Source organism: Paenibacillus woosongensis (genome assembly GCF_009725165.1).
GTDB classification, from domain to species: domain Bacteria; phylum Bacillota; class Bacilli; order Paenibacillales; family Paenibacillaceae; genus Fontibacillus; species Fontibacillus woosongensis.
This window is the reverse complement of record NZ_WNZW01000016.1, coordinates 37,210-63,968: the sequence shown is the minus strand read 5'-3', so window position 1 is coordinate 63,968 and position 26,759 is coordinate 37,210. Positions and strand designations below refer to the sequence as shown.

The 26,759-nt window shown below is 47.3% G+C and carries 23 protein-coding genes; 5 read left to right on the top strand and 18 right to left on the bottom strand.

All coding sequences use genetic code 11. From position 1 onward, the window contains the following. Window positions 1-249 precede the first annotated feature (249 nt). Window positions 250-2,043, top strand: a complete 1,794-nt coding sequence (locus tag GNP95_RS23155) for an Ig-like domain-containing protein (RefSeq protein ID WP_196427297.1) — start codon at window positions 250-252, stop codon at window positions 2,041-2,043. A 42-nt stretch (window positions 2,044-2,085) separates the two neighbouring features. On the opposite strand, the gene GNP95_RS23150 is transcribed toward GNP95_RS23155, so the two are convergent. The 7 genes from GNP95_RS23150 to GNP95_RS23120 all read right to left on the bottom strand — a co-directional run bounded on the left by GNP95_RS23150 (window position 2,086) and on the right by GNP95_RS23120 (window position 13,674). Further along, window positions 2,086-4,068 (bottom strand): sucrose-specific PTS transporter subunit IIBC, encoded by a 1,983-nt coding sequence (locus GNP95_RS23150; RefSeq protein ID WP_155613200.1) that lies wholly within the window; start codon window positions 4,066-4,068, stop codon window positions 2,086-2,088. Continuing rightward, window positions 4,061-5,062, bottom strand: coding sequence for a carbohydrate kinase family protein (locus GNP95_RS23145; RefSeq protein ID WP_330163592.1), 1,002 nt, complete (start codon window positions 5,060-5,062; stop codon window positions 4,061-4,063). Before GNP95_RS23145 ends, GNP95_RS23150 begins: the two co-directional genes overlap by 8 nt. A gap of 45 nt (window positions 5,063-5,107) precedes the next feature. Beyond that, complete coding sequence (locus GNP95_RS23140) at window positions 5,108-6,577, bottom strand: glycoside hydrolase family 32 protein (RefSeq protein ID WP_155613198.1); 1,470 nt, start codon at window positions 6,575-6,577, stop codon at window positions 5,108-5,110. Window positions 6,578-6,744: 167 nt separating this feature from the next. Further along, window positions 6,745-7,725, bottom strand: a complete 981-nt coding sequence (locus GNP95_RS23135; RefSeq protein WP_155613197.1) for a LacI family DNA-binding transcriptional regulator — start codon at window positions 7,723-7,725, stop codon at window positions 6,745-6,747. A 106-nt stretch (window positions 7,726-7,831) separates the two neighbouring features. Next, entirely contained in the window at window positions 7,832-9,415 is a 1,584-nt protein-coding gene (locus GNP95_RS23130) for an alkaline phosphatase family protein (RefSeq protein WP_155613196.1), read from the bottom strand. 34 nt (window positions 9,416-9,449) lie between these two features. Beyond that, window positions 9,450-10,157, bottom strand: a complete 708-nt coding sequence (locus tag GNP95_RS23125) for a DUF421 domain-containing protein (RefSeq protein ID WP_155613195.1) — start codon at window positions 10,155-10,157, stop codon at window positions 9,450-9,452. Between the two features lie 151 nt (window positions 10,158-10,308). Continuing rightward, window positions 10,309-13,674 carry a discoidin domain-containing protein gene (locus tag GNP95_RS23120; protein WP_155613194.1) on the bottom strand — a complete coding sequence of 1,122 codons (3,366 nt, stop codon included), beginning with the start codon at window positions 13,672-13,674 and terminating at the stop codon, window positions 10,309-10,311. 225 nt (window positions 13,675-13,899) lie between these two features. Between GNP95_RS23120 and GNP95_RS23115 the strand changes: the two genes are divergently transcribed. Together GNP95_RS23115 and GNP95_RS23110 are read left to right on the top strand one after the other, a co-directional pair. Beyond that, window positions 13,900-14,412 (top strand): DoxX family membrane protein, encoded by a 513-nt coding sequence (locus GNP95_RS23115; RefSeq protein ID WP_196427296.1) that lies wholly within the window; start codon window positions 13,900-13,902, stop codon window positions 14,410-14,412. An 88-nt stretch (window positions 14,413-14,500) separates the two neighbouring features. Further along, entirely contained in the window at window positions 14,501-15,196 is a 696-nt protein-coding gene (locus GNP95_RS23110; protein WP_155613193.1) for a peptidylprolyl isomerase, read from the top strand. An 88-nt stretch (window positions 15,197-15,284) separates the two neighbouring features. Here the strand turns inward: GNP95_RS23110 and GNP95_RS23105 are convergent, their stop codons facing one another. Then, window positions 15,285-16,139 carry a manganese catalase family protein gene (locus GNP95_RS23105; protein ID WP_155613192.1) on the bottom strand — a complete coding sequence of 285 codons (855 nt, stop codon included), beginning with the start codon at window positions 16,137-16,139 and terminating at the stop codon, window positions 15,285-15,287. Window positions 16,140-16,331: 192 nt separating this feature from the next. Between GNP95_RS23105 and GNP95_RS23100 the strand changes: the two genes are divergently transcribed. Further along, window positions 16,332-16,844: a DUF3231 family protein gene (locus GNP95_RS23100; RefSeq protein WP_155613234.1), complete on the top strand. Its 513-nt coding sequence runs from the start codon at window positions 16,332-16,334 to the stop codon at window positions 16,842-16,844. Between the two features lie 97 nt (window positions 16,845-16,941). On the opposite strand, the gene GNP95_RS23095 is transcribed toward GNP95_RS23100, so the two are convergent. The 10 genes from GNP95_RS23095 to GNP95_RS23050 form a co-directional block, all read right to left on the bottom strand. Further along, window positions 16,942-17,856 carry a tyrosine-type recombinase/integrase gene (locus tag GNP95_RS23095; protein ID WP_155613191.1) on the bottom strand — a complete coding sequence of 305 codons (915 nt, stop codon included), beginning with the start codon at window positions 17,854-17,856 and terminating at the stop codon, window positions 16,942-16,944. Between the two features lie 164 nt (window positions 17,857-18,020). After that, window positions 18,021-18,536 (bottom strand): GNAT family N-acetyltransferase, encoded by a 516-nt coding sequence (locus GNP95_RS23090; RefSeq protein WP_155613190.1) that lies wholly within the window; start codon window positions 18,534-18,536, stop codon window positions 18,021-18,023. Window positions 18,537-18,559: 23 nt separating this feature from the next. Beyond that, window positions 18,560-19,012, bottom strand: a complete 453-nt coding sequence (locus GNP95_RS23085) for a MarR family winged helix-turn-helix transcriptional regulator (protein ID WP_155613189.1) — start codon at window positions 19,010-19,012, stop codon at window positions 18,560-18,562. A 303-nt stretch (window positions 19,013-19,315) separates the two neighbouring features. Next, window positions 19,316-19,732, bottom strand: coding sequence for a VOC family protein (locus tag GNP95_RS23080; RefSeq protein ID WP_155613188.1), 417 nt, complete (start codon window positions 19,730-19,732; stop codon window positions 19,316-19,318). Window positions 19,733-19,887: 155 nt separating this feature from the next. Continuing rightward, entirely contained in the window at window positions 19,888-20,907 is a 1,020-nt protein-coding gene (locus GNP95_RS23075) for an LLM class flavin-dependent oxidoreductase (RefSeq protein WP_155613187.1), read from the bottom strand. Between the two features lie 43 nt (window positions 20,908-20,950). Continuing rightward, the gene (locus tag GNP95_RS23070) at window positions 20,951-21,433 is read right to left on the bottom strand and encodes an RrF2 family transcriptional regulator (protein ID WP_155613186.1); all 483 of its coding nucleotides are present in this window, start codon (window positions 21,431-21,433) and stop codon (window positions 20,951-20,953) included. 246 nt (window positions 21,434-21,679) lie between these two features. Further along, entirely contained in the window at window positions 21,680-22,375 is a 696-nt protein-coding gene (locus GNP95_RS23065; protein WP_155613185.1) for an HAD family hydrolase, read from the bottom strand. A 158-nt stretch (window positions 22,376-22,533) separates the two neighbouring features. Further along, window positions 22,534-23,463 carry an ABC transporter ATP-binding protein gene (locus tag GNP95_RS23060; protein ID WP_155613184.1) on the bottom strand — a complete coding sequence of 310 codons (930 nt, stop codon included), beginning with the start codon at window positions 23,461-23,463 and terminating at the stop codon, window positions 22,534-22,536. 18 nt (window positions 23,464-23,481) lie between these two features. Further along, window positions 23,482-24,528, bottom strand: a complete 1,047-nt coding sequence (locus GNP95_RS23055) for a FecCD family ABC transporter permease (protein ID WP_155613183.1) — start codon at window positions 24,526-24,528, stop codon at window positions 23,482-23,484. Beyond that, the gene (locus GNP95_RS23050) at window positions 24,525-25,508 is read right to left on the bottom strand and encodes a FecCD family ABC transporter permease (RefSeq protein WP_155613182.1); all 984 of its coding nucleotides are present in this window, start codon (window positions 25,506-25,508) and stop codon (window positions 24,525-24,527) included. The genes GNP95_RS23055 and GNP95_RS23050 overlap by 4 nt, the downstream gene beginning before the upstream one ends. A gap of 215 nt (window positions 25,509-25,723) precedes the next feature. On the opposite strand from GNP95_RS23050, the gene GNP95_RS23045 reads away from it, so the two are divergent. Further along, window positions 25,724-26,752 carry an ABC transporter substrate-binding protein gene (locus GNP95_RS23045; RefSeq protein WP_155613181.1) on the top strand — a complete coding sequence of 343 codons (1,029 nt, stop codon included), beginning with the start codon at window positions 25,724-25,726 and terminating at the stop codon, window positions 26,750-26,752. The last annotated feature ends 7 nt before the right edge of the window (window positions 26,753-26,759 follow it).

Here is a 26,759-nt window from a genome sequence, read left to right as displayed (position 1 = left end):
TTAGTTTTGTATGAATCAGACAACCTGACGGTTAGTAAAAAATTTACATCAAACCCACTCTATGATCAACCGACACATTGCTTCGATCTGTTGAAGAACCTCAGACCTTCTATGAAAATTAAAGCCAGCAGCATGTATTCTTACCTAGCAATATAAGTAATTTGAAGGATATTCACTTTGACCCCTAGCCCCTGATAATGGATATGTAATTATACTTTACCAAATATTGTTATGGAAGGAGTTTTGCTCGTGGCCAAGGAATTGAATTTGAACAAACTCTTGCTGGTAACCCTCGCTATCTTGATGCTCTCGATGGGTTGGCCAAATCAGGGGTTCGCTGCTGCATTGGAGGAAGAAGCTCACATTGAATGGTCCCACATCTTAGAAGGCAATCATCCGCTATATAAGAGTGTATCTGGTTATGCCGCAACCGCTACATCGGATGGAGGCTATGTAGCCGCAGGTGACAAGTATTGCGAAACTCCGGATGAGAACTGCTCTTACGTCGTCAAGCTGAACAGCAGCGGCGAGATCTTATGGGAAAAAGAAATGGTATATTACGATTATGATTATGAGGAGAATACAGCATTCACGGTCATCGAGACTTCTGACGGCAGCATCCTGGTTGGCGGAGAAATTCGAGATGGCTCCTATGGCCGACCGCGTTTTGTTCCCTATGTTTTTAGGCTGAGTGCGGATGGAGAGCTATTGTGGCAGAAATATTATCCTCGTATGCCCTACTATCAGCAATCTGCTAGTTATATTCAAGAAACCTCTGACGGCGATTTTGTAATTACCGGAGGCGGATGGAACGAATACAGCGGCTCCCCTGCTTACCTCCTTAAAATTAATGCGAATGGAGAAGAAATTTGGTCTAAAACCTATCCAATCGGCTACAGTGGATCGTTCAACAATATCATATTAACTTCGGATGACGGTGTTATCGTAGCCGGGAGTCGGACACTGGAGGAATATGATCGGGTATCATTGCCTTATTTGCTAAAAATAGACCACAACGGCGAAGTCGTCTGGATGAAAACCGATGAGACCGACTATGTTACATCCACCAGCATTACTTCTGAAGACGGGAATTATATTCTGACCAGATATAACCCTGGCACACAGGCCCATTACCTGCAAAAGATCAACGAAGCCGGGGATGAACTCTGGAATAAACCGCTGAATTCATCAGCCATGGATGAGATAGAGAGGATTATTCGAACCCAACCGGTGGATGATGGCTATGTTCTGTTCGTGCAAAATAAACCATCCAGCATCGAAAACGGTAAATCCAGATACCATATTATTCTACTGGACGAGAATGCTGTTCCTCTAAAAAAATATCAGTTTGGCGATTTAGATCTAGGACTTAGTAAAAATAGCATTACTGCTATTAATCAAGGGCTCCTTTTAACGGGAACCGTTAGAATAAACACCGGGCAAGGCTATAGAAATGAAATGCATGTGTTGAAAATATCTGTACCGAATGAAGGCCCATCGGATCCAGAATTGGCCAGACTCGAATTTCAGCATCCAGAGCTCAAGCTATCCGTAGGTCAATCCGCAGCCACTGTCGTTAACGCCGTCTATTCCGACGCTTCCGTAACAGATGTGACGTATTCCTCCATCTACGAATCACTTGACCCGAGCATCGCCAGTGTGGATGTATTTGGCAATATTACTGGAAACAGTCCAGGCACAACGTGGATCAAAGCAGCCTACGAAGGATTAGAAACAAGGATTGCTGTCGAAGTCACGGACGCACAAGGATCTGGCCGCTTCTACCTGGATTCTGAGGAATACTCCCTTTCGATTGGAACGGAGCTCGATGTGGCGGCCTACTACGTGAATGAATCCGGTCTCCCCTTTAAGGTTACGCAGGATACCATGTTCAGTATTGATGATCCCTCTATTGCTACGGTTGATGAGTACGGAAACATTCGAGGAATCCGTCCGGGAATCACTCATATTACCGCCACCTATAACGGCATAATCTACAGAGCAAGCGTCTGGGTTGTCCGTCCGTATGTACAGCATATATAAATACAAAAAAAGACCAACGCATCTCAGCGTTGGTCTTTGCCTTTACTTCGTTTGGAACTGGACGTCCATTACGGCCTCTTTATTAGCCGTTATTCGGCCTTGGCTTGCCTTCACCGTCAGCCCAGCGACCTGCTCCGTTCCCGAAGGAATAATTACGGGAGTAACCGTGGAGAGCCCGGCCTGTTGAATGGCATCGACATCGAACTCAATCAGCAGTTGGCCTGCTTTTACAATGTCCCCGGTCTGAACATGAGTCGTAAATCCTTCCCCTTTTAAAGAGACGGTGTTGATTCCAATATGAATCAAGAGCTGCATGCCGCTTTCATGGGCCAGGATGACCGCATGCTTGCTTTTATTCATAATGTGAGCCACTTCACCATCAAACGGAGCTAATACTTTGCCTTCGCTCGGTTCAACCGCAAACCCTTCCCCCATGTGTTTCTGGGCAAAAGCAGGGTCAGGAACCTCTTCAAGTGCAATCAACTTTCCAGAAATGGGCGATGGCACATTCAGCACTTCTATCGACGAATCCGCATTGACTTGGCTAGGTTCTGCAGCAATTACCTTGGAAGCTCTCGTATCGGCTTGTAAGGCAGCCTGTCCCGGAGAATTTGCGCCCGCAGTGGCTGCCGTCTCTTCCGCTGCTTCATCCTTATAACCAAATAGCCACGTCAATATAAAGGCGATCGCCATCGCAATCAGGTTGCATAGGATGTACATTGGAAGCTGTTCATTGAGATATAGCAGCGTTCCCGGTATAACTGTAATCGCCATTCCTGTCGCGGCCAGACCGGACAACGATGCTAGGAAGCCGCCGACGGCCCCGCCGATCAATCCCATGACAAACGGCTTCATGTACCGCAAATTGACGCCGAAGATCGCCGGCTCCGTAATTCCTAAGAAAGCGGATAGCGAGGATGGCAAAGCGAGAGATTTCAGCTTGACGTTTTTGGTTTTCAAGCCTACCGCCAGGCACGCTGCACCCTGGGCAGCCATGGCGCTCGTGACCAATGCGTTAAACGGATTGGAGCCGAACTGCTCCAGCAGCTGTATTTCCAGAAAATTAAAAATATGATGAACACCCGTCACGACAATGATTTGATTGAAGAAGCCGATAACTAATCCCGCAATGCCGAAAGGAAGACCCAAAATAAATGTGGTTCCATGCAGCACCCATTCCTCCAAGGAATGGAAAATAGGGCCGACGACGAAAAGTCCCAGAGTTATCATGACGAGCAGTGTGATAAATGGCGTCAAAATCAGATCCAACGCTTCAGGTACGCGTTTTCTCAGCATTTTTTCAAATTTTGCGCCCAGCAGACCCATGAAAAAGGCAGGAAGCACGGAGCCCTGATACCCGACCACTGGTATAAAGCCGAGCATGACTAAGGCTTCAGCCGAACCATTGGCCACGCTGTAAGCATTCGGAAGCGCTGGATTGACCAGCATTAATCCCAGGACGATACCCAGAATCGGGCTGCCTCCGAATACCCGGAATGCGGACCAAGCGACAAGCGCTGGCAGGAACGCAAACGCAGTATCGGTTAATACCTGGGTAAAGAGCAGGAAGTTAGCGGGAATATCTGCTGCGGTCATCCCAAAGAGCGACAGAATCTGCTCTTGCGTAAGCAAGCCGCGTAATCCCATGAACAATCCCGTAGCCACGAGCACCGGAATAATCGGCACGAATACGTCGCCGAACGTGCGGATCGATCTTTGAAAGACATTTCCTTGCTTCTTGCTTTGGCTTTTAATATCTTCTTTCGTTGTGCCTGTAATTCCGAGGTTCTCCACCTCCTCAAAGATCCGGTTCACTGTGCCGGTCCCAAAAATAACCTGGAACTGCCCGGAGTTGAAGAAGGCTCCTTTTACCTTATCAATATTCTCTACTCTAGCCTGATCGATCAAATCTTTGTCATGTACCATAATCCGCAGCCTCGTAGCGCAGTGCGCAAAGGATGCAATATTATCCTTGCCGCCGACCGCCTCTACGACCTGTTTGGCAATATCCCGATTTTCAGACATTCGTCATCATCCCCTTGTTCGATTGCATTTCAATTAATTTATGCACGTCCGCCTGGCTAGGAAGAGCAGGAATCGCGCCTTTACCTGCAGTTGTCCATGCCCCGCTGGCATTGGCAAACTCCAGGATTTCATCATGATGCACGCGAAGCACCTCTATGATGTTGTCCTGCGCAGCCCCCGTTTCCAGCAGCTTATACAGAAAACCTCCGACAAACGCATCGCCGGCCCCTGTCGTGTCCTGAACTTTGACGTTAAATCCTCGCCCCTTATACTTCTCATCCGCAGAAAGATAGAGCTCCGCTCCCTCTTTCCCTCGGGTATAGACAACGGCTAGGACATCTCCTTGAAACAAGGAAGCAATCGCCTCCTTCTTTGACGTTATACCCGTAATGAACTCCAGTTCATCTTCAGAAATCTTTATAAGATGGGCGACGGGAATAAAATCTTGAATCGTTCTCCGGCACTCCTCCGGACTATGCCATAAAGGAAGCCGGACGTTCGGGTCAAAGCTGATGAGCCCTCCCTGACTTTTTACTGCATGAATCGCTTTCAAATGCGCCTGCTTCATCGGACTTTCCACAAGATCGACCGAGCCGAAATGCAAAATATCGTTCGTACCGAAAATACCCGGATCAATTTCGTCTTCGGACAATAGCAAGTCGGCCGAGGGGCTGCGATAAAAGGAAAAATCCCTCTCTCCATCCTCACGCAGCGATACGAACGCCAAACCCGTGTTGGCCTCGTCTGTTCGCCGGATAAGATCTGTCCTTACTCCCGCATGAGCCAGCTGCTCGATTAAGTAATCCCCAAAGGCGTCCTTTCCTAGCTTAGTCAGCATGGAGGCGTTCCCGCCAAGCTTGGCGACAGAAGCCGCTACGTTGGCTGGCGCGCCTCCTGCCGCTCGTTCAAAGGCCTGTACGTCCTTCAGCGGGCTCCCTTTTTGTAAGGGGATAAAATCAATTAACACTTCTCCGATTGCAAATAACTGTCCCACGTTGTCACCGCCCCGTTTTATATTCAAATCCGTCTTGTTTGAGAGCTATATTTTCCATAGCGATGCTCGGCAAGCAGCCGTTCCCCCTTTTGCAAAAAAGCGGATTTGCGTACTTTCCCGACTAGGGAAAATGCGGCTCGTAAACACCTCTTCCCCATCATTGACGAAGATCTCAACGGACGAGGTATCTACATAAAGCTGGAATTTAATGTTCTCCGCATCCAGATGGCAGCGCCGTACGCTTCCGTATTCCACGGCAACAGGGTAGCCGGATAATGATCTGTCCAAAATGACCTTTTTCGAATTCCGATCATACGACAGTACTGTCTTCTCGTTCTCTCCTGCCCGAAACTCAATGCCGAATTGCTCGGCATCCGTATTGGTAAACTCACAAACCAGCTCATAAGTCATTCCCTCGAATCCGGCAAAGCTCTTTGTCTCATCCTGCAAAATGGCTTCACCCTTGACCCCTTGTTTTCTCAGCTTCTCCAGTTCCCTGACCGGACGCTGATGGATTTTGCTGCCTTGGAGCGTCAATTCTCTCGGCAGAGTCAGGCAATTGGCCCACCCGTGATTGTCCGTCGGATAATTGGCATCGGGAAGCCCCATCCAGCCTACAAGGATCCTCCGCCCGTCTGCTGCTGCCGTCGTTTGCTGCGCATAGAAGTCAAAGCCCCTGTCCAGCTCTTGGAATTCCCCATGCTCCAGCTTGCTTGTTGTCAGATCAAGCGGTTGACCGACAATATAACCCGATTGGAATATGTTCTGATAATAATCTCCGAGAGGTTCGATGCCTTGCGGTGAAAACAACAATACACCCTGTCCATCCAGTTCGAAATAATCCGGGCACTCCCACATGTATCCGAAGTCTGTCAGTTTTGTAGAAATTTCGCCCTTGAAATTCCAGGTATGCAAATCCTGAGAACTGTACATTACGGCACAACCGGTGCCATTGGTTCGCTGTGCTCCCAGAACGCAATAATATTCGCCGTTGCTGCTCCACACCTTCGGATCCCTGAAGTGATCCGTGTAGCCAGGGGGCACCGAGTCGATCACAGGATGGTCGAGCTTCGTAATCATGCCGCTGCTGTCCATGATCGCCAGGTTCTGATAAGGATGCCTGTTCCATTGCTCGTCCCGCGTATTGCCCGTATACATTAAATACAGTTTGCCGTCCTTAACGATCCCGCTTCCGGAATACGCCCCATGAGAATCATGGGCATCGCCGGGCTCAATCCCAATGCCGACATTGTCCCAGTGGGCCAAATCCTTCGATTTCGTATGATACCAATATTTCATGCCATGAAATGTTCCCAAAGGAAACCATTGATAGAATAAATGATACTCGCCTTGATAGAATGTAAAGCCGTTTGGATCGTTCAACAGGCCATACGGGGGCTGAATATGATAAGTTTGCCTCCATGGACAATTCTTAACCAGGTCCTGGAGCTTTTCCAGCTCACCAGGCACCGCCTGCTCCAATTTTCTGTATTTTTCTTCTCTTAATGCTGTCATCGAATGCCTCCATCTCCCCTCTATTTCCGAGAGCCAGTAGAACCGGCTCCATTTTTGTGCGAAAAAAAGGAACCGGTTCCAAGCGTGTTATAAAAGATGTCCCATAATTCTAAAGCAAAATGCAGTGAATTATGGAACCGGTTCTGTCTCGAATTATAAACACCGTTTTACCGTTTGTCAACGCTTTCTCGCTCAAGAAGCTCGGTATCCAGCATGGTAACTTGATCCATTTCCTCATCCCTCACGAGCTTGATAATATTGCGCGCTGCAGCTTGTCCTGCTTCTTTGTAAAAATATCGTACCGTAGTCAGCGTAGGATGGATAATTTCCGTTATGTCATATCCTCCAAAGCCTGTCACCGACAGGTCCGAAGGGATGACGATTTGCCGGAGATATGCGGCTTTCATGACCCCGAGCGCAATGTTATCCGTGGCGCATACGATGATGGAAGGCGTGCTTTCATCCAGAATCTGCGATGCCGCTGCCATCGCATCCGTCATTCTAAAGCCTGTTTCATAATAGGAGACCGAGCACTCCGTACCTTCCAGGCTCTTTTTAAAGCCCTCTTTTCTCCGGATGCCCACAGAAATATCCTTCTCCGTTACTCCAAGATAGGCAATTTGCCGGTGACCCATTTCCAGTACATGACGTCCTATTTTGTAACCCGCATGAAAGTCATCGTGGATCAGGCTATACAGCTGAGAATGCTCCTGTCCTACTAACAATATCGGAATATTGATCCCTTCTGCCGCTTTTAGATGCTCCTCATTCACTTGGGCGGCCAACAAAATGATCCCCGAAACCTTCTGCCGGGCAAAATCATAAATCGCTTCGATTTCCCGTTCCATATCCTGGCTCGTATTGGAGATCAGCATTTGAAAATTGGCGCTGCGCAACTCTTCGTCAATCCCCATCAGCGTTTGGGAAGTAGCAAAAGAGTCAAGACGGGGCACTACGGTGCCAATAATGTTCGTTCTTCTCGCTTTCAAGCTTTGAGCAAATGTATTCGGAACATAATGATGCTCTTTAATGACTTTTTCGATGCGCCGCCGCGTAGCTTGGCTGACTGAACCTCCATTTAAGTAACGGGATACCGTGCTCTTGGCCACGCCTGCAATTGCGGCAATATCTGAAATTGTTTTAATCATCTAATCATCGTTACTCCCTTTTTCCATTCCCGGTTTATTCTTCATACTAAGTATACTGTCTTTTTCACGCGCCGGGTAGTTATCGGGAGCTGCGCTGATTTGCTGCCTATTGTTTCGCCACAAGCTTCTGCAGGAAAGCCTTTAAATCAACGATTCTTAAATGCTCCGGCCTCTCTTGCGTACCACTGATGATTAAAGGTACAAGCGAATCCGCGCGTACAAGTGAACCGTGGCTTCCACCTCCTTTATGGGACGGCGAGCTCTTGTCTGATAGCTCATATCCCGGCTTAGCGATCACCACCAGGTAATCTCCAGCATGAGAATGGAGGGCTCCTTGCAGCCTCCGAAGCGCATCAGGGTACCGGCCATAATGGATCGTATGCTGTTCGGCGTTAATGATTAAATCCAATACCTCCGGTTCCTGCTCAATCGTCCATTTCTGCCCGTAAGTGTCTCTGAAATGACCATCGGTTTTAAATCGAAATTCATTCTTATCAGCGCCTTGCACGCGAATCCATTCCCCTTCCCTCCAAGAAATCAAATCGATCCGGGAATCGGCTCTTAATGTGGCGATGATTTCCTGGAATTCGATCGATTGAAGGCTATAGACATAAGCCATGGTATCATTCACGGCCAGAACAATTTCCGTATCATCCGTAATGGCCTCCCCTTGGTGATAGACGCGATATTCTTTCAGCAGCAAGGACAAATCGATGACCGGATTCTCACCCGTAGGCAGGACTTCGGACATCCCGTTATCCCCGATAATTACGACAATCGCTTGCTCCAAAGCATCTTCTATAGAACCGAAGCTTTGCAGTAAAGTTTGAAGCTGGCGATCTGTTTCTTGTACCCCGTTCAGATCAGGAGGACCGTTTTTGTGAAGTTGTTGATCCAAATCGGGAAGGTAGATATACAAGAAGTCGGGCAACTTATTTTCCTTGATTAAATAAGCGGCCGTGGATATCGAGAACTCATTGTTGATACCGATCCGGTGAGCTAAGCCGCCGGGATGCTCGACGATGCCTTCTAGCGGATCTGACAATGAACCAAGCGCCAAATAATCCGGCCCTTGGACCGATACGGATTCAGGCAAGGATGTAGGCCCATGCATCCAAACCGGGAGAGACAGCATATGAGGGACAGGGCCACGGTAAATCAAGCCGTTAATGCTGCCTGTTTTCTTCCCCATCAGCGCTAGCTCGTCATATATCGTCGGAAGATCAGGGTTCAGATGACTGTTGTTTAAATGGAGCAAAGCATCCGCCATGACTGAGCCGACTCCTAGTTTCATTACTTCCATCGGCCCGGTCCCGTAATTGATGAGTTTTTTATCCTGAACCGAATACCAGGTCAAGCCGGGCACGTGATGGACATCCGGGTGAGCGCCGGTAAGCAGGGAACTGTCAATCGTTACGGACATCGTCGGAAAGGAACTTACTAAATCCTTGTAATATTGACCGTGCTCGATCAGATATTGAAACGTTGGGAGCACTTTTAACTCTAATCCTTTATCGATTGCTTCGGCCATTAAGGAATCGATGACGACGAGTATCACTTTCCTGGCGTCGTTCCCGGCATTGGATTTGACTTGCTGCAAATCCTGTTCTTTTGAAGATGACCTCTGTTTCTTGCGGACCAGCCAGAATACGACCAGCAGAATAAGCAGTACGATTATTGCTTGTAACATGAAAGAATCACCAGCCTGTCGATATGAGATAGGTTCATTTAGCATTATTGTTCATAACCTGCACTTCGGAATTACTGTTTATGGTGGCAAGCATAACTTCGCAGATATTCGCATTGTATTGCTTGACCTGATCCTGAAGCCAATCGGTATCTTTACCCATTTCCTGAAGCAGCCTCGTGTCGATCGTGCCGTCGATAATAATCGGCCAGGTAATGGTAAATGGTTCGCTTGTTAATTTCATATCAGCCGGGGTAATCGGTTGGTATTGCGGGTCCATAAAAACGGATATTGTCCCGCCAGGTTCCCATATGGCAAGCGATACTTTTTGGATATCCTCCACTTTCTCTTTTCTAAGTTCGGAAAATAAGTATTCAACGGAAATTTTTGCTTTTGATAGATGATTAAATTCAACTTTTCCATTTTTAACAAGCGTGACTGGGGATGGATCCAGGTAGTGCTTAAATAAAGGCCACTTTAGTCCCAGCAAGGATGCTAATAAATATAACACGATCAGAACTACGGTAGTAATCATGGATCCCTTTAACCCTAACTTCTCATCGGAAAGCGGGTGAGCAATAATATTGCCCAGGGTTAGAGCAATTATGAAATCGAGCAATCTTAATTGAGAAATGGAACGCTGCCCCATGAATTTAGTTACAATCAGCAAAAAAACAAAGCTGACAATACCTCTTAAAATCCATTCAATGGCTGTCAACGATTCCTTACTTGCAAAAAAGTCCAATCCATTCAACCCTTTCATTGAGATCCAAGTTATTCGTTAAGGTTTCCTATATTCGCATCTCTATTCAATGCAACAATGCATATGCACAAAAAAAGGAAAAGGAGCTCCGAAGAGCCCCTCGCTATCTCTATTTGCCAACAAGGCGAAGTGATTATTGGATCATCAGGTTAAAGCCATTCAAGATATAGTACAAATTAGGATATGCGATATTTCTCGTGGTGAGATTGTTGAATCTGACGGAGCCATTCGCTGTATAGGAGAAAATAGCTGCGCCCTGATGCGGCCCGGAGAAGCGTGAGGTTGTGATCCCATCAAGGCCGGTGCCATCTATCGTGATATTGTTGAAGACAATATTCTCGAATCCTCCCCCGTATCCGAATTGGATCGCGTCCCGCTGCGTATTGAGAATATCGATATTGTTGAACGTAACGTTTCTGATCGGATCGGTCGAAGCTTCGAGGTCGATAGCTCCGCGTTCCCCGTTGTAGAGATCTTTACTTGTACCGCTGTTAATAATAGTGGTGTCCGAGAATACAATCCCGGTGTTGTTCTGAAAATGATAGCCGGGAAACACGGTATTCATTCTGATCCCGGAGCCGCCGACGGTGTCGATGATCAGGTTATGGTCGGCCTTATGACCGCTTCCGCCGAAAAAGGCAATGGCGGCCGCACGCCAGTTATTTTCGATCGTGTTATAGGAGAAGGTATTGTTTACTCCCGCAGGCGCTCCGTTTACGTTACTCGTCCAGACGGCAAGGCCGTCATCCCCGTTATTGCGTATGCTGCTGTTGCGGACGGTTGAATTGCTGGTACCCTGGGCAAAATTGATGCCATCGGCCAGATTGTTTCTGACCCGGCTGTTCTCAATGACCAATCCATTGGCATAAATGGCGGGAGTATGGGCATAGTCTCCGACCCAAAAGCCGCATTCAAAGTGTTCCACCCATACATCATGTATTATGGAATTAGTGCCGAAATTGTCCATGAAACCCTTGTAGATGGCGTTTTGCCCGTACCGCGACCGCAGATTCGAATTCAGATATACATTGCTGAAATCAAGCTGTCCCTGAATTCGCAGCGAAATGCCGCCTCCTGCCGCGTTTGGATTCGTAAATTGCAGGTTCGTATGCCACATGCCGGCTCCCGTTATTGTGATATTGTTGATTTTATTACTGACAGAGCCGATTTCCCACATGCCGCCCAGATGGAATGTCCCTTCGGGAATGTATAAGGTTCTGTCAGAGGCTGCCGCTTCCTGAACAGCAGCTTTAAAGGCGTCAAGGTCATCCTTTCCATCATTGGCAACGGCACCGTAATCCGTAACGGATACCGCGTTAGCTGGGCGGGGAATTACCGCAGGAACTGGCTCGATTTCGAGGAAATCTACCCCGTATTCCAGGTTGTCGCCGTTATTCTTCTGAATGCGGATCGTATCCCCGGGCTTCAGCGGCGTATCCAGCTTCCAGTGAACCTCATCAAAACGGAATAGCGGCCGTCCCGAGCTAGGTGTATCTCCAGGCATATCCCCGGAAAAATATTGCCAGCTATAATAGGATGTTAATGGCACGGTTGTTACTTTGGTGCCGTTAACGTACACGTCAAGTGAACCGTTCAGCCCCATGCCGTCCGCAGAGTCCGGCATCGTAAACCGCATAGTCACTCCTGCCCCGCCCTGTCCCTGCTTGATCTTCCATTCGAGATACGAGCCATTTGCAGGAAGAGCCACATAACGCTGACCAGATGCTTCCGAAGCCGTTAAAGATTGGTCGAAGGTCGGTGCTGTCTTCAGGACAGCGCCGCCCCCGTGAGTGGCATCATCCGTATCATATCGGCTGTATGGCATGACTGCGCCACGGGCAGCATAGACCGTCAGGTTGGCTGTACTCGTATTATTGGCCTGTTTGGCTTCGAGTTCGTTAGCATCTGCGGCAATTGTCGTAACTACGGTATAATTCCCGTTTGCCGCTGTCCACGTACCCGGAATTGCAACATTGATAGAAGCTCCCGGAGCCAAAGCGCCATTATACGAACCATTCAGGGTTTGGACGGTACTTCCGGCGGCATTTTTAAGCATAACCGTTATTCCGTGGGAGCCGCTTGCCGAAGCGATAGTTCCTTGATTTTTAAGATTGACGTTAAAAGAAACCGCATTACCCACTGCCGGATTGCCAGGAGACCAGGAGACAGTCCCCACGAGATCAGAACTGGCTGCTTGAGTCACAACCAGTGGCGAAGCGCTCGTATAGCTGTTATTCATTTCATTTTGCTCAATAATCGTGTTGCTCTCATCGACCTTCGCGCTAACTGAATAATTACCGGCGGTTTTCGTTCCAGCGTTCAGCGATACCGTTGCTGAAGCGCCGGAAGTAAGCGCTGCGACCGGAGCGGAGCCAACTCGCTCGTTGTTCAGGTAGAAATTCACTGTCGTCGCGGCAGAGCCGGCATTACCGATGTTCTTCACCACTGCGTTTAACGAAATCGTACCGCCCTCGTTCGGCGATAACGGTGACCAGGTCAGATCGGTAATCGTCAAATCGGGGTTTGACGCAGGTGTTCCGAATACCTGGAATTCGGCAATTTGCCCCGCCGGAGCTCCGGTGTTCGAGGAAATGTTCAGCTGCAGGCGCTTGACCGTCGCCGTCAGCGGAATCGTTACCGTGTTGCCGGTGGAGGGGTTGAAGGTGTAGGCCTGTGCGGATACGAGATTGCTGAAGTTTGCCGTATCCTGGTTGTGCCCAAGCACCTGAATCGTCTGCGTTCGAGTGCTCCATATCGGGTCTGGATTCAGCTTCAGTACGATGGATGTAATATTGTGATTTGCATCAAGATCCAGCGTCAAAGTACTTGGATTTCCGCCCCCTTCCCAATACGTATTTGTATCGTTGTCATTTGCATTGGCGGCCACGTATGTAAACGTGCTCGAAGAGGCAGCGATCGCAATGTTAGTTCCTATTGGGGCTGTTGGTGTTGGTGTAGGTGTCGGACTTGGCGTTGGTGTTGTTCCGGCAGCACCGTAAATCTCGAATTCAGACAGCTGCCCTGCCGGCCATCCCGTATTGCCGGTAATATTCAGACGAACATAACGGGTGTCCGCTGCTGCAAAGTTAATCGTGACCGAATTATTGGAATTAGGATCGAAGTCATAACTCACAGAACCGACGATGTCAGTAAAGGTCATTCCATCCGTGCTGCCTTGCACAGTTAGCGTTTGAGTGCGCTCTTCCCAATTTGGCGGCAGCTTAAGTACAATTTGATCAATGCTCGTATTTTCGGTCAAATCGACCTGAATCCATTGCGGAAACGCATGGTTATCGCTTTCCCAGTACGTCCCTTGATTGTTGTCCTGTACGTTGCCCGGTTCATAAGTTTGGTTTTGCCCACTTGCCGTGATGACTTTGCCCAGTGTCAGATTGGGCTCGCCCGCAGCTGAGACAGAGAAATCAGACCCCACCGCCATAAACAGGCTCGAGATCAGCATGCTTGCCAGTAGCAGCCATACGATAAAATTGTTGCGCATTTCACTCCTCCTTATTTATGATATATTTACAGACAATTCCATTATAAAGGCGAGACAAGCCTAATTATAATTAGCAATTCTACGGAAAAGATAGGCGTTCTCAAGTTTATCCTACATTCGAAATCAGAATTGGGCTCGGAATTGGGTTTGGGATTAGTCTGTTTCATTCAAATTTATAGCACTGAATGAGTAGAATGTATTTATCTATGAAAAGGGGTTGAAATAATGGCGAAAATCGATTTTTTTATGAGAGAAAGTAAGGCCGGTGCCGTTTTTCTATTGCTGATACGGTGTTACTTGGGCTGGAAATGGCTTACTGCTGGCTGGATGAAGCTTACCGCTCCACAACCATTTGATAGCACGGGCTATCTACAAAACGCTGTTGCCAACTCCAAAGGAGAGAATCCGATTGTTCAGGATTGGTGGGGAAGCATATTGGAAACTGCTGTTATCCCCCAAGTTGAAATATTTAACTTCCTGGTTCCCTGGGGAGAGTTTTTAGTTGGTTTAGCCTTGTTGCTTGGCGTATTTACTGTTTTTGCTGCATCGGCGGGCGTAATCATGAACCTTTGCTATTTCCTCTCTGGTTCCATTAGCATCATCCCTCAAATGCTTTTATGCGCATTTTTCATTATTTACGCGGGCAGTAACTCAGGGCGAATCGGCGTACTGTATTTGCTCAATAAATATCGGTTTAGAACTAAACACACAACTTCAGCAAACCCGGAACAAACCTGACACCATACAAACTGGAATTTTCCGCGAAATGCCGGTATGATAGAACATGATTTGTTACAAATGCTACAAAGGAGTTGGACCAGCACTTATGAGAACAAAGCTACTAGTATTCCCATTCCTCCTTCTGCTGACTGCTATGATCATGAGCGGTTGCGGCAAGGACAAAGAAGCACAGGAAGCACCAGCAAATCAACAACAATCTGCTGGCAATAGCGCAGAGCAATCTACGGCGCCTGAACCGCCAAAGCAAACAATGAGCTGGGACAGTCCTCCGGCCATGGAGATCGACACGAATAAGTCGTACACCGCCGAATTCTCGACGACGAAGGGGAACTTCACGATCGAGCTGTTCGCCAAAGACGCGCCAAAGACGGTTAATAACTTTGTATTCCTGTCGCGGCAAGGCTTTTACAATGACGTCACCTTCCACCGGATCATCGAATCCTTCATGATTCAAACTGGAGATCCGGAAGGCACGGGTGGCGGAGGCCCTGGGTATCGATTTGAAGATGAAAAGACGGACTACGAATACGAGCCGGGCATTGTTGCGATGGCCAACGCCGGACCGGATACGAATGGCAGCCAATTTTTCATCTGCACGGGTGAAGATAGCCTGTCCCTAAACCTAAAGCCCAACTATACTATTTTTGGCAAGGTCGTCGATGGCATGGATGTCGTCCAAGATATTGCAGCCACACCAGTTGAACCCGGCGGCCCGCGTCGTGAACTGAGTTCACCAATAGAGACCGTCCAGATCAAGGAAATCAAGATAACAGAGCAATAAAGCAAGGGTATTTCAATCAGAACAGGCCCCGTAATCCTAATAAGGATTGCGAGGCCTGTTTCTGTTTCGCTATTACTTTTTTAGCAGCTCATGAATTCAAGTCGTGAAGACCCGGGCTATGCTCATTGGCCAATTCAGGCAGGCTAGGTAGCGGATAACCTTCCGGCGGTGCGACTACTTGCAGCTCCCCGCCGTTGCGGCTTGGTGTTTGGCCGCTAAAGATTTCAGCAATCCGCGTAGGATCCAGCCGGAAATTAAATTGCGCATTGTGAAAGCCCATATCGACGTATTTCTTGCATTCCGGGTATTTGTTAATATCATAGTTTGGAACAGGAAACAGCTTGCCCCATTCTACGCCCAATGTTTCTAAGGCCTTGGCAAAAGCGTTCTGGTGGGCGTTATCGCGAACGATCAGAAAGGCCAGCGTTTCACGGAACGCTTTGTTGTTGCTCATTTCATAAATTCTTGTCTTTTGAAGCACTCCCGTTGATTCCAGAACAACGTTGTCCAATAAATTGCTGATCAGATTGCCATGATCATACACATAGTTTCCATTCCAAGGATTTCCGGCTGCATCGACCGGCAGCGAGCTTTGTGCACCCATAATAAAGTGATGGGGATTGGCGTGTTTGACGGCCTCATCCAGCGGAGCTGCATTCAAGCCCGAATCGCCTGCTCCAGAAGCGCCTGCACCGGTGAGCAATTGGTTAATGGTATGCTGCACCAACTCGACATGACTTAATTCCTCCAGAAACACGCCTCGTATCAAATCCCGAAACTGGGTTGCGTTACCGCGAAAGTTATTGCTTTGAAAGAAAAACTGCATCATGGTGCGCATCTCGCCAAATCTCCCGCCTAATGTTTCTTGAAGCACCTTCGCTGCTGCCGGATCTGGCTGATCTGGGACGATCAAATTAATTAAATCTTCTTTATAGAAATACATCACGATAATCTCCTTTTATGCAAATTTACGTCCTTATGAGTTTGCGCTAGTCGACTAGGGTGAATGCAAGGAGGAGCCTGCCATGTTTCTCCAAGTATCATGAGATGACATGATGTTAAGTAAGAAGCATAAAACATCAGGATGAAGTGAATAATGACGGTGATTATAATAAAAGGAGAGACAATAAACGATATGGGTATATTAAGCGGTAATCCCAAAGACGAACCGATGCATTATGGTGAAATTTTCAGCGTATGGCAAGCATCCATGATGGCTAAAGGCACGGTTTCCTGTTACCAGGCCTTCCTCAACCACGCCGGTGACGAGGATCTCAAGAAAATTCTCGAAGCTTTAATTGAACAGGCGAAATTAGAAATTAAAGAGTGTGACACCCTGCTCACCGATAATGGTATTGCACCCGCGCCTGTATTGCCAGAAAGACCCCCAGCTAAGCTTGAGGATATTCCAGCGGGAGCAAGATTTACAGATCCTGAAATTGCTGCAAAAATTGCAGCGGAGAATGCGCTTGGTCTTGCAGCCTGTAGTTCGGTTATGGGGCAATCGATAAGAGAAGATGTCGGCGCATTATTTGCCAAATATCACCTTACTAAAGCCGCATTAGGCTTGCGCATTCTTCAAATGAACAAAGATAAAGGCTGGCTAATCCCTCCGCCCCTTCAGGTAAAGAGACCTGTCGAAGAATAAAATACGATATGAATGAAAATCAAAAAATCCCACGCAGCGTGGGATTTTGTTGTCCTTATAGCTTGAGTTGAACATCGCTCCATTTCATGCTGAAGCTTCAAATCTTCGGCACCTCAATTGTCGTCATCGCGCTGCGCTTCTGCTCATCGTTGATATGCGTATAGATCATTGTTGTTTCAATGGAGGCATGACCGAGCAGTTCCTTTACCACGCGAATATCGACGTTGTTTCTCAGCAGCATGGTAGCAAAGGAGTGCCGCAGCTTATGGCAGGATAATTTCATATCGGTCAACTGCGGGTGATCCTGTTTGAAGGCATCGAAGACATGCGCCGCAATCTTCTGAATTTGACGAATCGATAATCTTCTTCCCTTCTGAGAGATGAAGAAGGCTTCTTCTTTTGAGCTATAAGGCTGGATGCGCTCCTCCTCCACTTTCGCCAGGTATTCAACGACTAACTCAGGCAGCGGGATCTCGTTCCACTTCCGTCCTTTGCCTAGTACTTCAAGCGTCCCCTTATCTCTCTTGAAATGAGAGAGATTCATGCGATGAACCTCTCCCACCCGCAAACCACAGTAACCCATCAGCAGGAAAATTGCCAGATTCCTGTCCCGGTAACGACCATCGACATAAGTGAGCACCTTCTTGAGTTCCTGCTCCTCCAGATAGACTGGAATTTTATTTTTCTCCGTCTTTGACTTCTTGACCTCTAGCGCCGGATTTCTGGTCGCCAGTTCAAAATCGATCAATGAGGCATAAAATGAACGGATCGCCGACAAAGTCCGATTCCTTGTCCTATCCCCGGCAGATTCCTGTTTGGAGACGAGAAAGCTAACAACATTTAACTTTCCCGCCTGTTGCACAGGCAGTTCATCTAAGGAGAATAAATAGTCATACACTTCTCTTAAATATTCTTTTCTCGTCGTCTCCGTATATCCTGATTGTTTCATCCAAATCGTAAAGGCTTGAAGCGGCTCGGCATAAAATTCTTCTATGTAATATTTCGTAGTCAAAGCAATCCCTCTTACGTTGATGTTATTTACCATTTATAGGTTGTTTTTGCGAAAAATCAACTTGATAACAAACTGTCTCTAAGAAAACAAATCGCTCTAAACTAAAAGTGCGCAAAATACGTGTTTGGCGTACTTATTATAGCACATACGTTCCCTGAAGGGAATCATATGTGCTTGATCATAATAAAGTCCATCTGCTCTTCATCACCCATATAAAAAGAGTGCGCTCCCGCCTGAATGAAACCCATTTTCTTATAAAAAGCAATGGCCTTCTCATTCTTCTCCCATACGCCTAGCCAGATTTTCTTTTTATTACACTCCAATGCAATTTCCAAAGCCTGATTTAGAAGATATTTGCCAAGCCCCTGTTTTTGATAATTCTTTTTTACATAGATCCTCTCGATTTCTAGCGAATCCTTGCCCATATCTTCAGATTGGGCATCATCTATGTTTATTTTTAAATAACCGCCAATATCCTCATTGCAATATATAAAATAAAATTGGGAAGAAATATTTGATAGTTCTTTTTCTAACTGTTTCAAATTAAAAGCCCTATCTAAGTAGGCTTTCATATTTTCGGATAAATTCTGATGCCTGAATGTATCATTAAATGTTTCAATACCAATAGCTTGAAGGTTGCGTAAATCTTCATAGTTGCATTTTTTTATTTCTATATTCATAAAATATGCGCTCCTTTAATAAATCAATAGTTTCTCCTATTCCCCTTTTTCACAAATTCCCAATCTTTTTCTATATTTTTTCTTATTCTCTGAAGAAAATTGAATATAGCTTCCGCTTCTTTTTCTGAAAACCCCTCTAAAGCAACGGAATTGGAATAATCATGTTCTTTTTTAATAAAAGGATAGATATATTTCCCTTTCTCTGTTGCAAAGAGTTTTTTTATTTTTTTGTTATGTTGATCTTCTTTCTTTTCTATAAAGCCACTAATTTCAAGTTTTTTGATAGCACGAGCTGCTGTTGATCGGTCTACCTTGATCATTTCAGCTAATTTTTCTTGAATGATTCCTGGATATTCGCATATTCGCACAAGGTACAAATACTGCCCTTTTGTAAGATCAAATTCTTTAAATTCTATATTACTGATGGAATCCAGCGCCCTTGCGATCATCCCAATTTCACGAAGAATCTCTTTCATTATTAAACTCCTTAGTAGGTTATTATATTGCAAATGCAACAAAACGGCATGCCTATAATTTAATATAATATTGTTGCATTTGCAACATAAGTGACGAATCATCTCTTCGATGTAAAGCTTTATGATTAATCTCTGTCTCAATCAACATAAAAAAGAAGCCTTCTCAGGTTATTACCTAAGGAGACTTCTTCTAGTTAAATTTATATCCTATTCAATCTACCAATCAAAAGCCATTTCTTGTTTTGCTCGCACTCTTGATTAATATGATTAATTATATTAATTCATATCATTAAATAAGTTGATTCAACCCTGTTCAATCGTGGCCGGGTCCATATATAAGACCTCCCATAAATGGCCATCAGGATCCTGGAAGCTCCAAGTGTACATAAACCCGTGATCTACTGGATCATTAAAAGGCTGGCCGCCTGCAGCAAGAGCCCGTTCCACGATCTCATCCACCTGCTCCCGGCTGCTTGCGGACAAAGCGACAATCACCTCTGCATTAGCCTTTGTATCCGGGATGTCTTTCTTCGTAAAGGTCTTGAAATAGGCCTCGCTCAGCAGCATGGCATAAATATGCTCGCTTATGACCAGGCAGGCTGCTTTCTCGTCCGTGAACTGGGGATTAAATTCGAATCCAACCTGTTCAAAGAAATCCTTCGTCTTGGGCAAATCTTTTACCGGCAAATTCACAAAAATCTGATTACATTGAAGCGCCATTTAGATACCACCTTATCATGGATTAATATTACGTAGAAATGCCTGACTAAGGTGCTGGAACAAAGAAGAACCTTTGTTCGTATATCTATAATACTACAACAATCCAGAAAAAGGAATCCATTTATTATAGTTTACATAATATATATTACGTTAACTCAGATCTTCATACCGGTAATCTCAGCAACAAGCTCGTAAGAACGAACACGCGCTTTATGATCATACATCGTTGTATTAATAATCAGTTCATCCGCCCCAGTGTTATCTATAAACGCCTGTAGTTTCTCCCTGACTTCGTCCGGATTGCCGATAATCGAAGCATTCAGCTGCTTCATGACCAAGGCTTTCTCATACTCCGTCCAAATGTTCTCCATGCTCTCGACTGGCGGCGGAATTTGGCCGGGGTGGTTGCGGATCAGGCTTAGGAATTGCTGCTGGAACGAAGTCGCGAGGTACTCCGCCTCTTCCGTCGTGTCGGCCGCGAACACATTAATCCCGGCCATTGCATAGGGTTTATCCAGTACATCAGAGGGCTGGAACTGGGATTTATATTGCGTTAACGCCGCAACTGTATGTTCAGGGGCGAAATGGCTAGCGAATGAAAACGGCAATCCCAGCTTTGCCGCTAGTGCTGAACTGAAGCCGCTGGAACCGAGCAGCCAGATGGGAATGTCTTGGCCTTCACCGGGTATCGCCCTTACACGGTTATGCCGTGAATTCTCATCCAGGTAGCTTCGCAGCTGCTGCAGCTGATCCGGAAAATCATGACCGTTCGCGCGAGGATCGCGGCGAAGCGCCAGCATCGTACTTTGGTCGCTTCCCGGAGCACGGCCTAAGCCGAGATCGATCCGCCCGGGATACATCGCTTCCAGTGTGCCGAATTGTTCAGCGATGACTAGCGGCGAGTGGTTGGGCAGCATGATACCTCCGGAACCAACTCGTATCGTGCTTGTTCCGCCAGCGATATAACCGATTACAACCGAAGTCGCCGAACTGCCAATCCCCGGCATATTGTGATGTTCGGCGAGCCAGTATCGCCGATATCCCCATTGCTCGACATGCTGGGCCAAATCAAGACTGTTCTTGAAAGATTGGGCTGGCGAACCTCCTTTTGTGATTGGCACAAGATCCAGTACGGAATATGAAACTTCGCTTAGTTTTTTATGATGTTGGCTCATATAATTCCCTTCCTTCGCATGTAATAAGCTTTGCCAGCTTACGTTATACAACCATTTTTTCCTTGATCCACGCTTGTAAACACTCCAATTTGCCTCTAAACCGCTCCTCCTGCATTTCTGCAGCCAGATCGGCGACGGTTTGGCGCTTCAGCACGGACTTCCAGGCTGTCTCCGCTTCCTCCATCAAATCGGTCAACAGACAGCATTGCTCCTCTGCTGGCAGCTCGAGCATATCGTTCAAGGTTCCGCATGAGGAATACAGTGTCTGCTGTCCCTCTATTGCGAGATACACGTCATAAATCCGGATATTCTCCAGCTTCTTTTTCAGCTTGAAGCCGCCTTTGACGCCAGGAACGGATGTGATGAGATCAGCGCTCACTAATTTTCTCAATAATTTCTGAAAATAAGTAGCCGAGGCGCCCAACTGCTGGCTGATCGCTTCCCCTGGCAGCACTGCCTTTTCAGGCAGCAGGCTGAGCAGGAGTATGGCATACACGGATTGCTCAACGCCCGTCTTCATGTGCATTTGTGTGTCTCACGCCTTTTTATTGTTCTTATACCTGCTAACGCGGACAAACATTATCGGCGTTAACGAGATACTTTTTACAATATACTTTATTTTTTATAGCAAGTAAACCTCTGTTCGCTTTGCATGCCAGTTCAGAGGTATCGTAGAAGGCAAAGGACAAATATGTGTGGATGTTAATGACCGAGGTGGTGTTCCGCTTTTCTGGAGGTGACAAGGATATCTGCGAAAAATGGACTCTAAAAGCTATGCTTCTGACATCATTCCAAAAGATGATACAATAGCAAATAATTCAGCTAAATCATCAATTACGGCATCAGCATCAACAATCGTTTCAAACTGACGATTACGTTTCCACACCGCTCTCATTCCAGCGTCACGACTAGCTCGTATATCGTTATCAGGATGATCTCCAACAAAGAGAGCATTTTCGGCGTTTACACCCAGTTTTGTCAAAGCACGATTGAAAATTGCTTTATCAGGTTTCCGCAGCCCCTCCCATTCCGATATTAAAACCTCATCGAATAAATGTTCAATGTGTAACGCCTTGAAATTATCGTATTGGAATTGCCCAAAACCGTTGGAGACCAATGCCAATTTGATGTTATGGTTTTTTAACTGAGTAAGCATACTAAATAAATTAGGAAAGCCGATACAATGATTTTGGAAATTTCTTATGTAATCCTCTAGAAGCAAAGTCCAGTCCATGTTTCTAATAGAAAACTCATCCATCATCTGTTGATATACTTTGTCCTTCCATACGTAACCATGATGATCAAGCTCAATAAACCGTTGAACGAAAATTTCTTTTTCAACGATTTGTAACTCGGGGTATCGATGGTATTGGTCCCTCACAAACTTTAACAGGGATGCTTCACGGTCAAGCAGCGTTCCATCCAAATCAAAAAGAACTGCATTTATGGTCAACTGAATCACTCCCATTTAACATAAAATTCGTTATAAGTAAACAATTCCCTGCTTGGGATATTTAATAGTGTTAAACAATAATATGTAAGAAAATAACCTGACAAAACTAACAACCTCGCCAATTAGCGAGGTTGTTACCGTGCAAATACCTATTTACCATAAAAACTTTAACCCTATACCGAGACGGAAGAGGCAGCAACTAATTCCTTCTTTGGCGCAACCGTTTCTTCCTCCTCATGGTTTCCCTCTTCAGAAACTGAATCCCGAGGCGAACTGTCAACCTTTCTTTGCTGCTGCGCCAGTGCGCGGGCTGCCCGCAGCCGGCAATTATCATGCGGGATGCACAGCGGTGTGCCATATAACGGATCCGGAATGATTTCGCATTTGAGCCGGAAGACGTTTTCGATGAGCTGCTCGTCTACGATTTCATTAGGCGCTCCCTGCGCTTCAATTCGTCCGTCGCGAATCGCTACAACATGGTCTGCATATCTGCAAGCAAGATTAATATCATGAAGTACCATGACAATCGTCCGTTTATCGCGATCATTCATCTCATAAAGTAAATCCAGAACTTCGATTTGATGCGTCAGATCGAGGTATGTCGTCGGTTCATCAAGCAGAATGATCGGCGTCTCTTGAGCCAAAGTCATGGCGATCCATGCCCGCTGCCGCTGACCGCCCGACAATGCGTCTACAGGGCGCTCAGCCAGCTCACTCATGCCTGTCGCTTCGAGCGCTTGCTGAACAACTTGCTCGTCTTCTTTCGACCACTGCTTCAGCCAGCTCTGATAGGGATATCTTCCCTGTTTGACGAGCTGCAGCACGGTCAGCCCCTCGGGAGCCGTCGGGCCCTGCGGGAGGATCGCCAGCTTCTTCGCAACCTCTTTCGTTGACATGCTGGAGATATCGCTGCCAGCCAGGATAACCGAGCCCCGCTGTGGCTTCAGGAGTCTGGCCATGGAGCGGAGCAGCGTCGATTTGCCGCATCCGTTGCTGCCGATAAACACGGTGATTTTCCCCTCCGGTATGGAGAGATTCAAATTCTCGAATATATAGGCGCTTCCATATGACAATCCGAGCTCTTTCGCTTCCAGCGTACCCATAGTAGCATTCCTCCAGAATTAATAACGGTTTCGGTTGCGGTATAGCAAATACATAAAAAACGGAGCCCCAATGGCAGCCGTCAACACTCCCGCAGGAATGTCATTCGGCAGGAACGCGGTACGTGCTGCCAAATCAGCCAACAGCAGAATGATCGCTCCAAGCAGGGCGCTGACGGGCAGCACATTCCCGAATGAGGAACCGACAAGCTTGCGCGCCATATGCGGAGCCATTAATCCGATGAATCCGATAGCTCCAGCAATCGCGATTGCAGCCCCGGCGAGCGCTACGCTTAATGCCAGTAGCACTATTCGATGCCTCTGCACATGCGCCCCGGCGCTGCTCGCCACCTCATCCCCAAGTGCTTGAATGTTGACATTCCTGGATTGCAGCCAGGTAAGCGGCAATAGAATCGCCACCCATGGCAGGAGCGTCAGAACATCTTTATCCCAAGACGTCCCGTATATGCTGCCGGTCATAAAGGTTAGTGAGCGCTGAGCCAATTGCAGAGGTCCGGAAATAATTAACATATAGGAGATCGATTTGATCGCGGCGGACAGTCCGATGCCGATCAGCACCAGCCGCAGCGGATCAACGCCTTTTTTCCAGGATAGGACGTACAGCAGACCTGTAACCAGAAAGGCTCCTGCCATAGAAGTCAGCGGCATCCAATGAATTGACACCGTGCCGCCAAATATAAAAATAAACAAAACGGCGCCAAGCGAGGCCCCTTCCGTAATCCCGACGACATCCGGAGAAGCCAGCGGATTGCGGATTATGCTCTGCAGAACCGCACCGGCAACAGCCAGTGATGCTCCCACTAGCACAGCAATGACAATTCGCGGCAAACGGAGCTTCATGATAATAATTTCATAGGTAGGCTCCCCTTTGCCCACCAGCACTTTGATAACATCAATCGGCGAGATGAACTGGCTTCCCGATCCAGTGCTCACGATCATGACAGCGAGACAGATAATGAATAGTATGAAGGAAATCCAGACAGCCTTTTTCTCGATCAACACGGAAAATTTGGCGCCCTCTGAACGTAGCGGCTTGTATTTACTCATGACGTGCGTCTGCCTTTCCTAGCAATGTAAACAAAGAACGGTACACCGATGACCGCAGTCATTACCCCGACAGGGACTTCCTTCGGCATGGCGATGTAGCGCGATCCCAAATCGGCGGCGACCAGCAAAATAGCGCCGAGAACTGCGCAATAAGGCAATATCCAGCGAAAATCCGTGCCGACCAGATAACGGACGATATGTGGAATGATAATGCCAACGAACGCAATTGGTCCGGCTACGGCGACTGAACCGCCGGCCAGCAGTATTACCGCCAGCGCGCCAAACAACTTGATGTACGCCGTGCTTTGGCCGAGCCCCTGAGCGACATCATCGCCCATGGCCAGCACATTCAAATGCCTGGACAGCAATAACGAAATGATCATGCCCGCTAGCATATAAGGCCATACCGCCTGCAATTGGGACATTTCCCGCCCGGCGACCGACCCGACAAGCCATACGAGAATCTGATCAAACATTTTGCCGTCCGTCAGCATCAACCCCTGAGTCAGCGAAGCAAAAAATGCCGACATCGATGCCCCGGCAAGCGTGATCTTGACCGGCGACATGCCGTCCCTGCCAATGCTCCCCAGCAGAAAGACGATTCCCCCGCTAAGGGCGGCTCCAATCAGCGCTACCCACGTAAAAGCGTGCATCCCGGACACCCCTAGCCAAGCCGAAGCGAGCATTATGAAAAATGCAGCTCCCGAGTTAACGCCAAGCGTGCTTGGGGAAGCGATCGGATTTCGCGTCATCACCTGCATGACCGCTCCGGCCACCGCCAGGCAGGCTCCTACCGAAGCCGCGATCAGCGCTCTCGGTATCCTCGTAGTGAGAATCACCAAATGTTCATTGCCTCCATTAAAGTGAGTAAGCGATTCCCATACTGTGCTTAGCGGAATATCGGTTACCCCAAACGCGATGCTTGCTATCATTATCGCTCCCAGAGCGACGAGTGATGCGATCATATATACGACTCTCATCATTTTCCACGCTTCCAACTTAATCTCTGCGAAAAATCTCACATGAACTCTTTATGAATTTTAGATGAAGCAGCCGGTAATGTCAATGAATATGAGAATCATTCTCAGATTTTTATTGACAGCAATTCTCCTGTCGATTATAGTTTGATAGTGTCAGTGATTGATAATGATTCTCAGACAGAGACACTACATCATATTAGGGGGAAGCTGTACTCATGTTCGTACACAAAACAAATCATAATTTGAGCCATACCTTCAAAATAGCCGCGCTATTTTTGGCACTGTTCCTGGTGCTTACCGCATGCGGCAGCAAGGATTCGGCGGGTGGAAACAACCAGCCTGCTCCGGCTAATAACTCGCAAGCTGATAATGCTGCTTCCAGCAATGATGATCAGCTTCGCGTAGTGAAGCATGCCATGGGAGAAACCGAAATCAAAGGCACGCCGCAAAAGATCGTTGTCTTGACCAATGAAGGAACCGAAGCCCTGCTCGCGCTGGGTGTTAAGCCTATAGGCGCTGTTCGATCCTGGACAGGAGATCCTTGGTATGAACACATTAAAGATGAGATGGAAGGCGTAACTGTAGTCGGCGAGGAAAGCCAGCCGAACCTGGAGCTGATCGCCGGTCTGCAGCCGGATCTGATTATCGGAAACAAAATGCGCCAGGAGAAAGTCTACGAGCAGTTGAAAGCGATCGCTCCAACCGTCATGGCCGAGGATCTGCGCGGCGAATGGCAAATCAACTTCAAGCTATATGCTGAAGCGCTTGGCAAATCTGCGGAAGGTGATGAACTGATGGCTGCATTCGATGCACGCATCGAGGACTTCAAGGCGAAAGCCGGCGACAAATTGAACGAGACCGTATCCGTCGTTCGTTTCATGGCAGGTAAAACTCGCGTCTACCACACTAATACATTCTCCGGCATTATCTTTGACCAGATCGGTCTCGCACGGACGGACATGACGAAGAACGCGAAGGACTCCTTTGTCGATGAAATTACCAAGGAGCGTCTGCCAGAAGCAGATGCGGATCGCCTCTTCTACTTCACTTATGAAACCGGAGACGATAAAGCAAATGCGACCGAACAGGAATGGACAAACGACCCATTGTGGAAAAATCTCGGCGCGGTAAAAAACGGGCGCGCTTATAAAGTAAGCGATGCGATCTGGAACACAGCGGGCGGCATTAAAGCAGCCAACTTGATGCTCGATGAGCTTTATGAAATCTATGAGATTCAGCAATAAGATAATT

Excerpts from the sequence above, each read along its gene's own strand:
- GNP95_RS23150 (WP_155613200.1), bottom strand. The coding sequence starts at position 4,068 with ATGTCTGAAAATCGGGATATTGCCAAACAGGTCGTAGAGGCGGTCGGC.
- GNP95_RS23140 (WP_155613198.1), bottom strand. The coding sequence starts at position 6,577 with ATGACAGCATTAAGAGAAGAAAAATACAGAAAATTGGAGCAGGCGGTG.
- GNP95_RS23135 (WP_155613197.1), bottom strand. The coding sequence starts at position 7,725 with ATGATTAAAACAATTTCAGATATTGCCGCAATTGCAGGCGTGGCCAAG.
- GNP95_RS23130 (WP_155613196.1), bottom strand. The coding sequence starts at position 9,415 with ATGTTACAAGCAATAATCGTACTGCTTATTCTGCTGGTCGTATTCTGG.
- GNP95_RS23120 (WP_155613194.1), bottom strand. The coding sequence starts at position 13,674 with ATGCGCAACAATTTTATCGTATGGCTGCTACTGGCAAGCATGCTGATC.
- GNP95_RS23115 (WP_196427296.1), top strand. The coding sequence starts at position 13,900 with ATGGCGAAAATCGATTTTTTTATGAGAGAAAGTAAGGCCGGTGCCGTT.
- GNP95_RS23110 (WP_155613193.1), top strand. The coding sequence starts at position 14,501 with ATGAGAACAAAGCTACTAGTATTCCCATTCCTCCTTCTGCTGACTGCT.
- GNP95_RS23105 (WP_155613192.1), bottom strand. The coding sequence starts at position 16,139 with ATGTATTTCTATAAAGAAGATTTAATTAATTTGATCGTCCCAGATCAG.
- GNP95_RS23100 (WP_155613234.1), top strand. The coding sequence starts at position 16,332 with ATGGGTATATTAAGCGGTAATCCCAAAGACGAACCGATGCATTATGGT.
- GNP95_RS23090 (WP_155613190.1), bottom strand. The coding sequence starts at position 18,536 with ATGAATATAGAAATAAAAAAATGCAACTATGAAGATTTACGCAACCTT.
- GNP95_RS23085 (WP_155613189.1), bottom strand. The coding sequence starts at position 19,012 with ATGAAAGAGATTCTTCGTGAAATTGGGATGATCGCAAGGGCGCTGGAT.
- GNP95_RS23080 (WP_155613188.1), bottom strand. The coding sequence starts at position 19,732 with ATGGCGCTTCAATGTAATCAGATTTTTGTGAATTTGCCGGTAAAAGAT.
- GNP95_RS23075 (WP_155613187.1), bottom strand. The coding sequence starts at position 20,907 with ATGAGCCAACATCATAAAAAACTAAGCGAAGTTTCATATTCCGTACTG.
- GNP95_RS23070 (WP_155613186.1), bottom strand. The coding sequence starts at position 21,433 with ATGCACATGAAGACGGGCGTTGAGCAATCCGTGTATGCCATACTCCTG.
- GNP95_RS23065 (WP_155613185.1), bottom strand. The coding sequence starts at position 22,375 with ATGGGAGTGATTCAGTTGACCATAAATGCAGTTCTTTTTGATTTGGAT.
- GNP95_RS23060 (WP_155613184.1), bottom strand. The coding sequence starts at position 23,463 with ATGGGTACGCTGGAAGCGAAAGAGCTCGGATTGTCATATGGAAGCGCC.
- GNP95_RS23055 (WP_155613183.1), bottom strand. The coding sequence starts at position 24,528 with ATGAGTAAATACAAGCCGCTACGTTCAGAGGGCGCCAAATTTTCCGTG.
- GNP95_RS23050 (WP_155613182.1), bottom strand. The coding sequence starts at position 25,508 with ATGAGAGTCGTATATATGATCGCATCACTCGTCGCTCTGGGAGCGATA.
- GNP95_RS23045 (WP_155613181.1), top strand. The coding sequence starts at position 25,724 with ATGTTCGTACACAAAACAAATCATAATTTGAGCCATACCTTCAAAATA.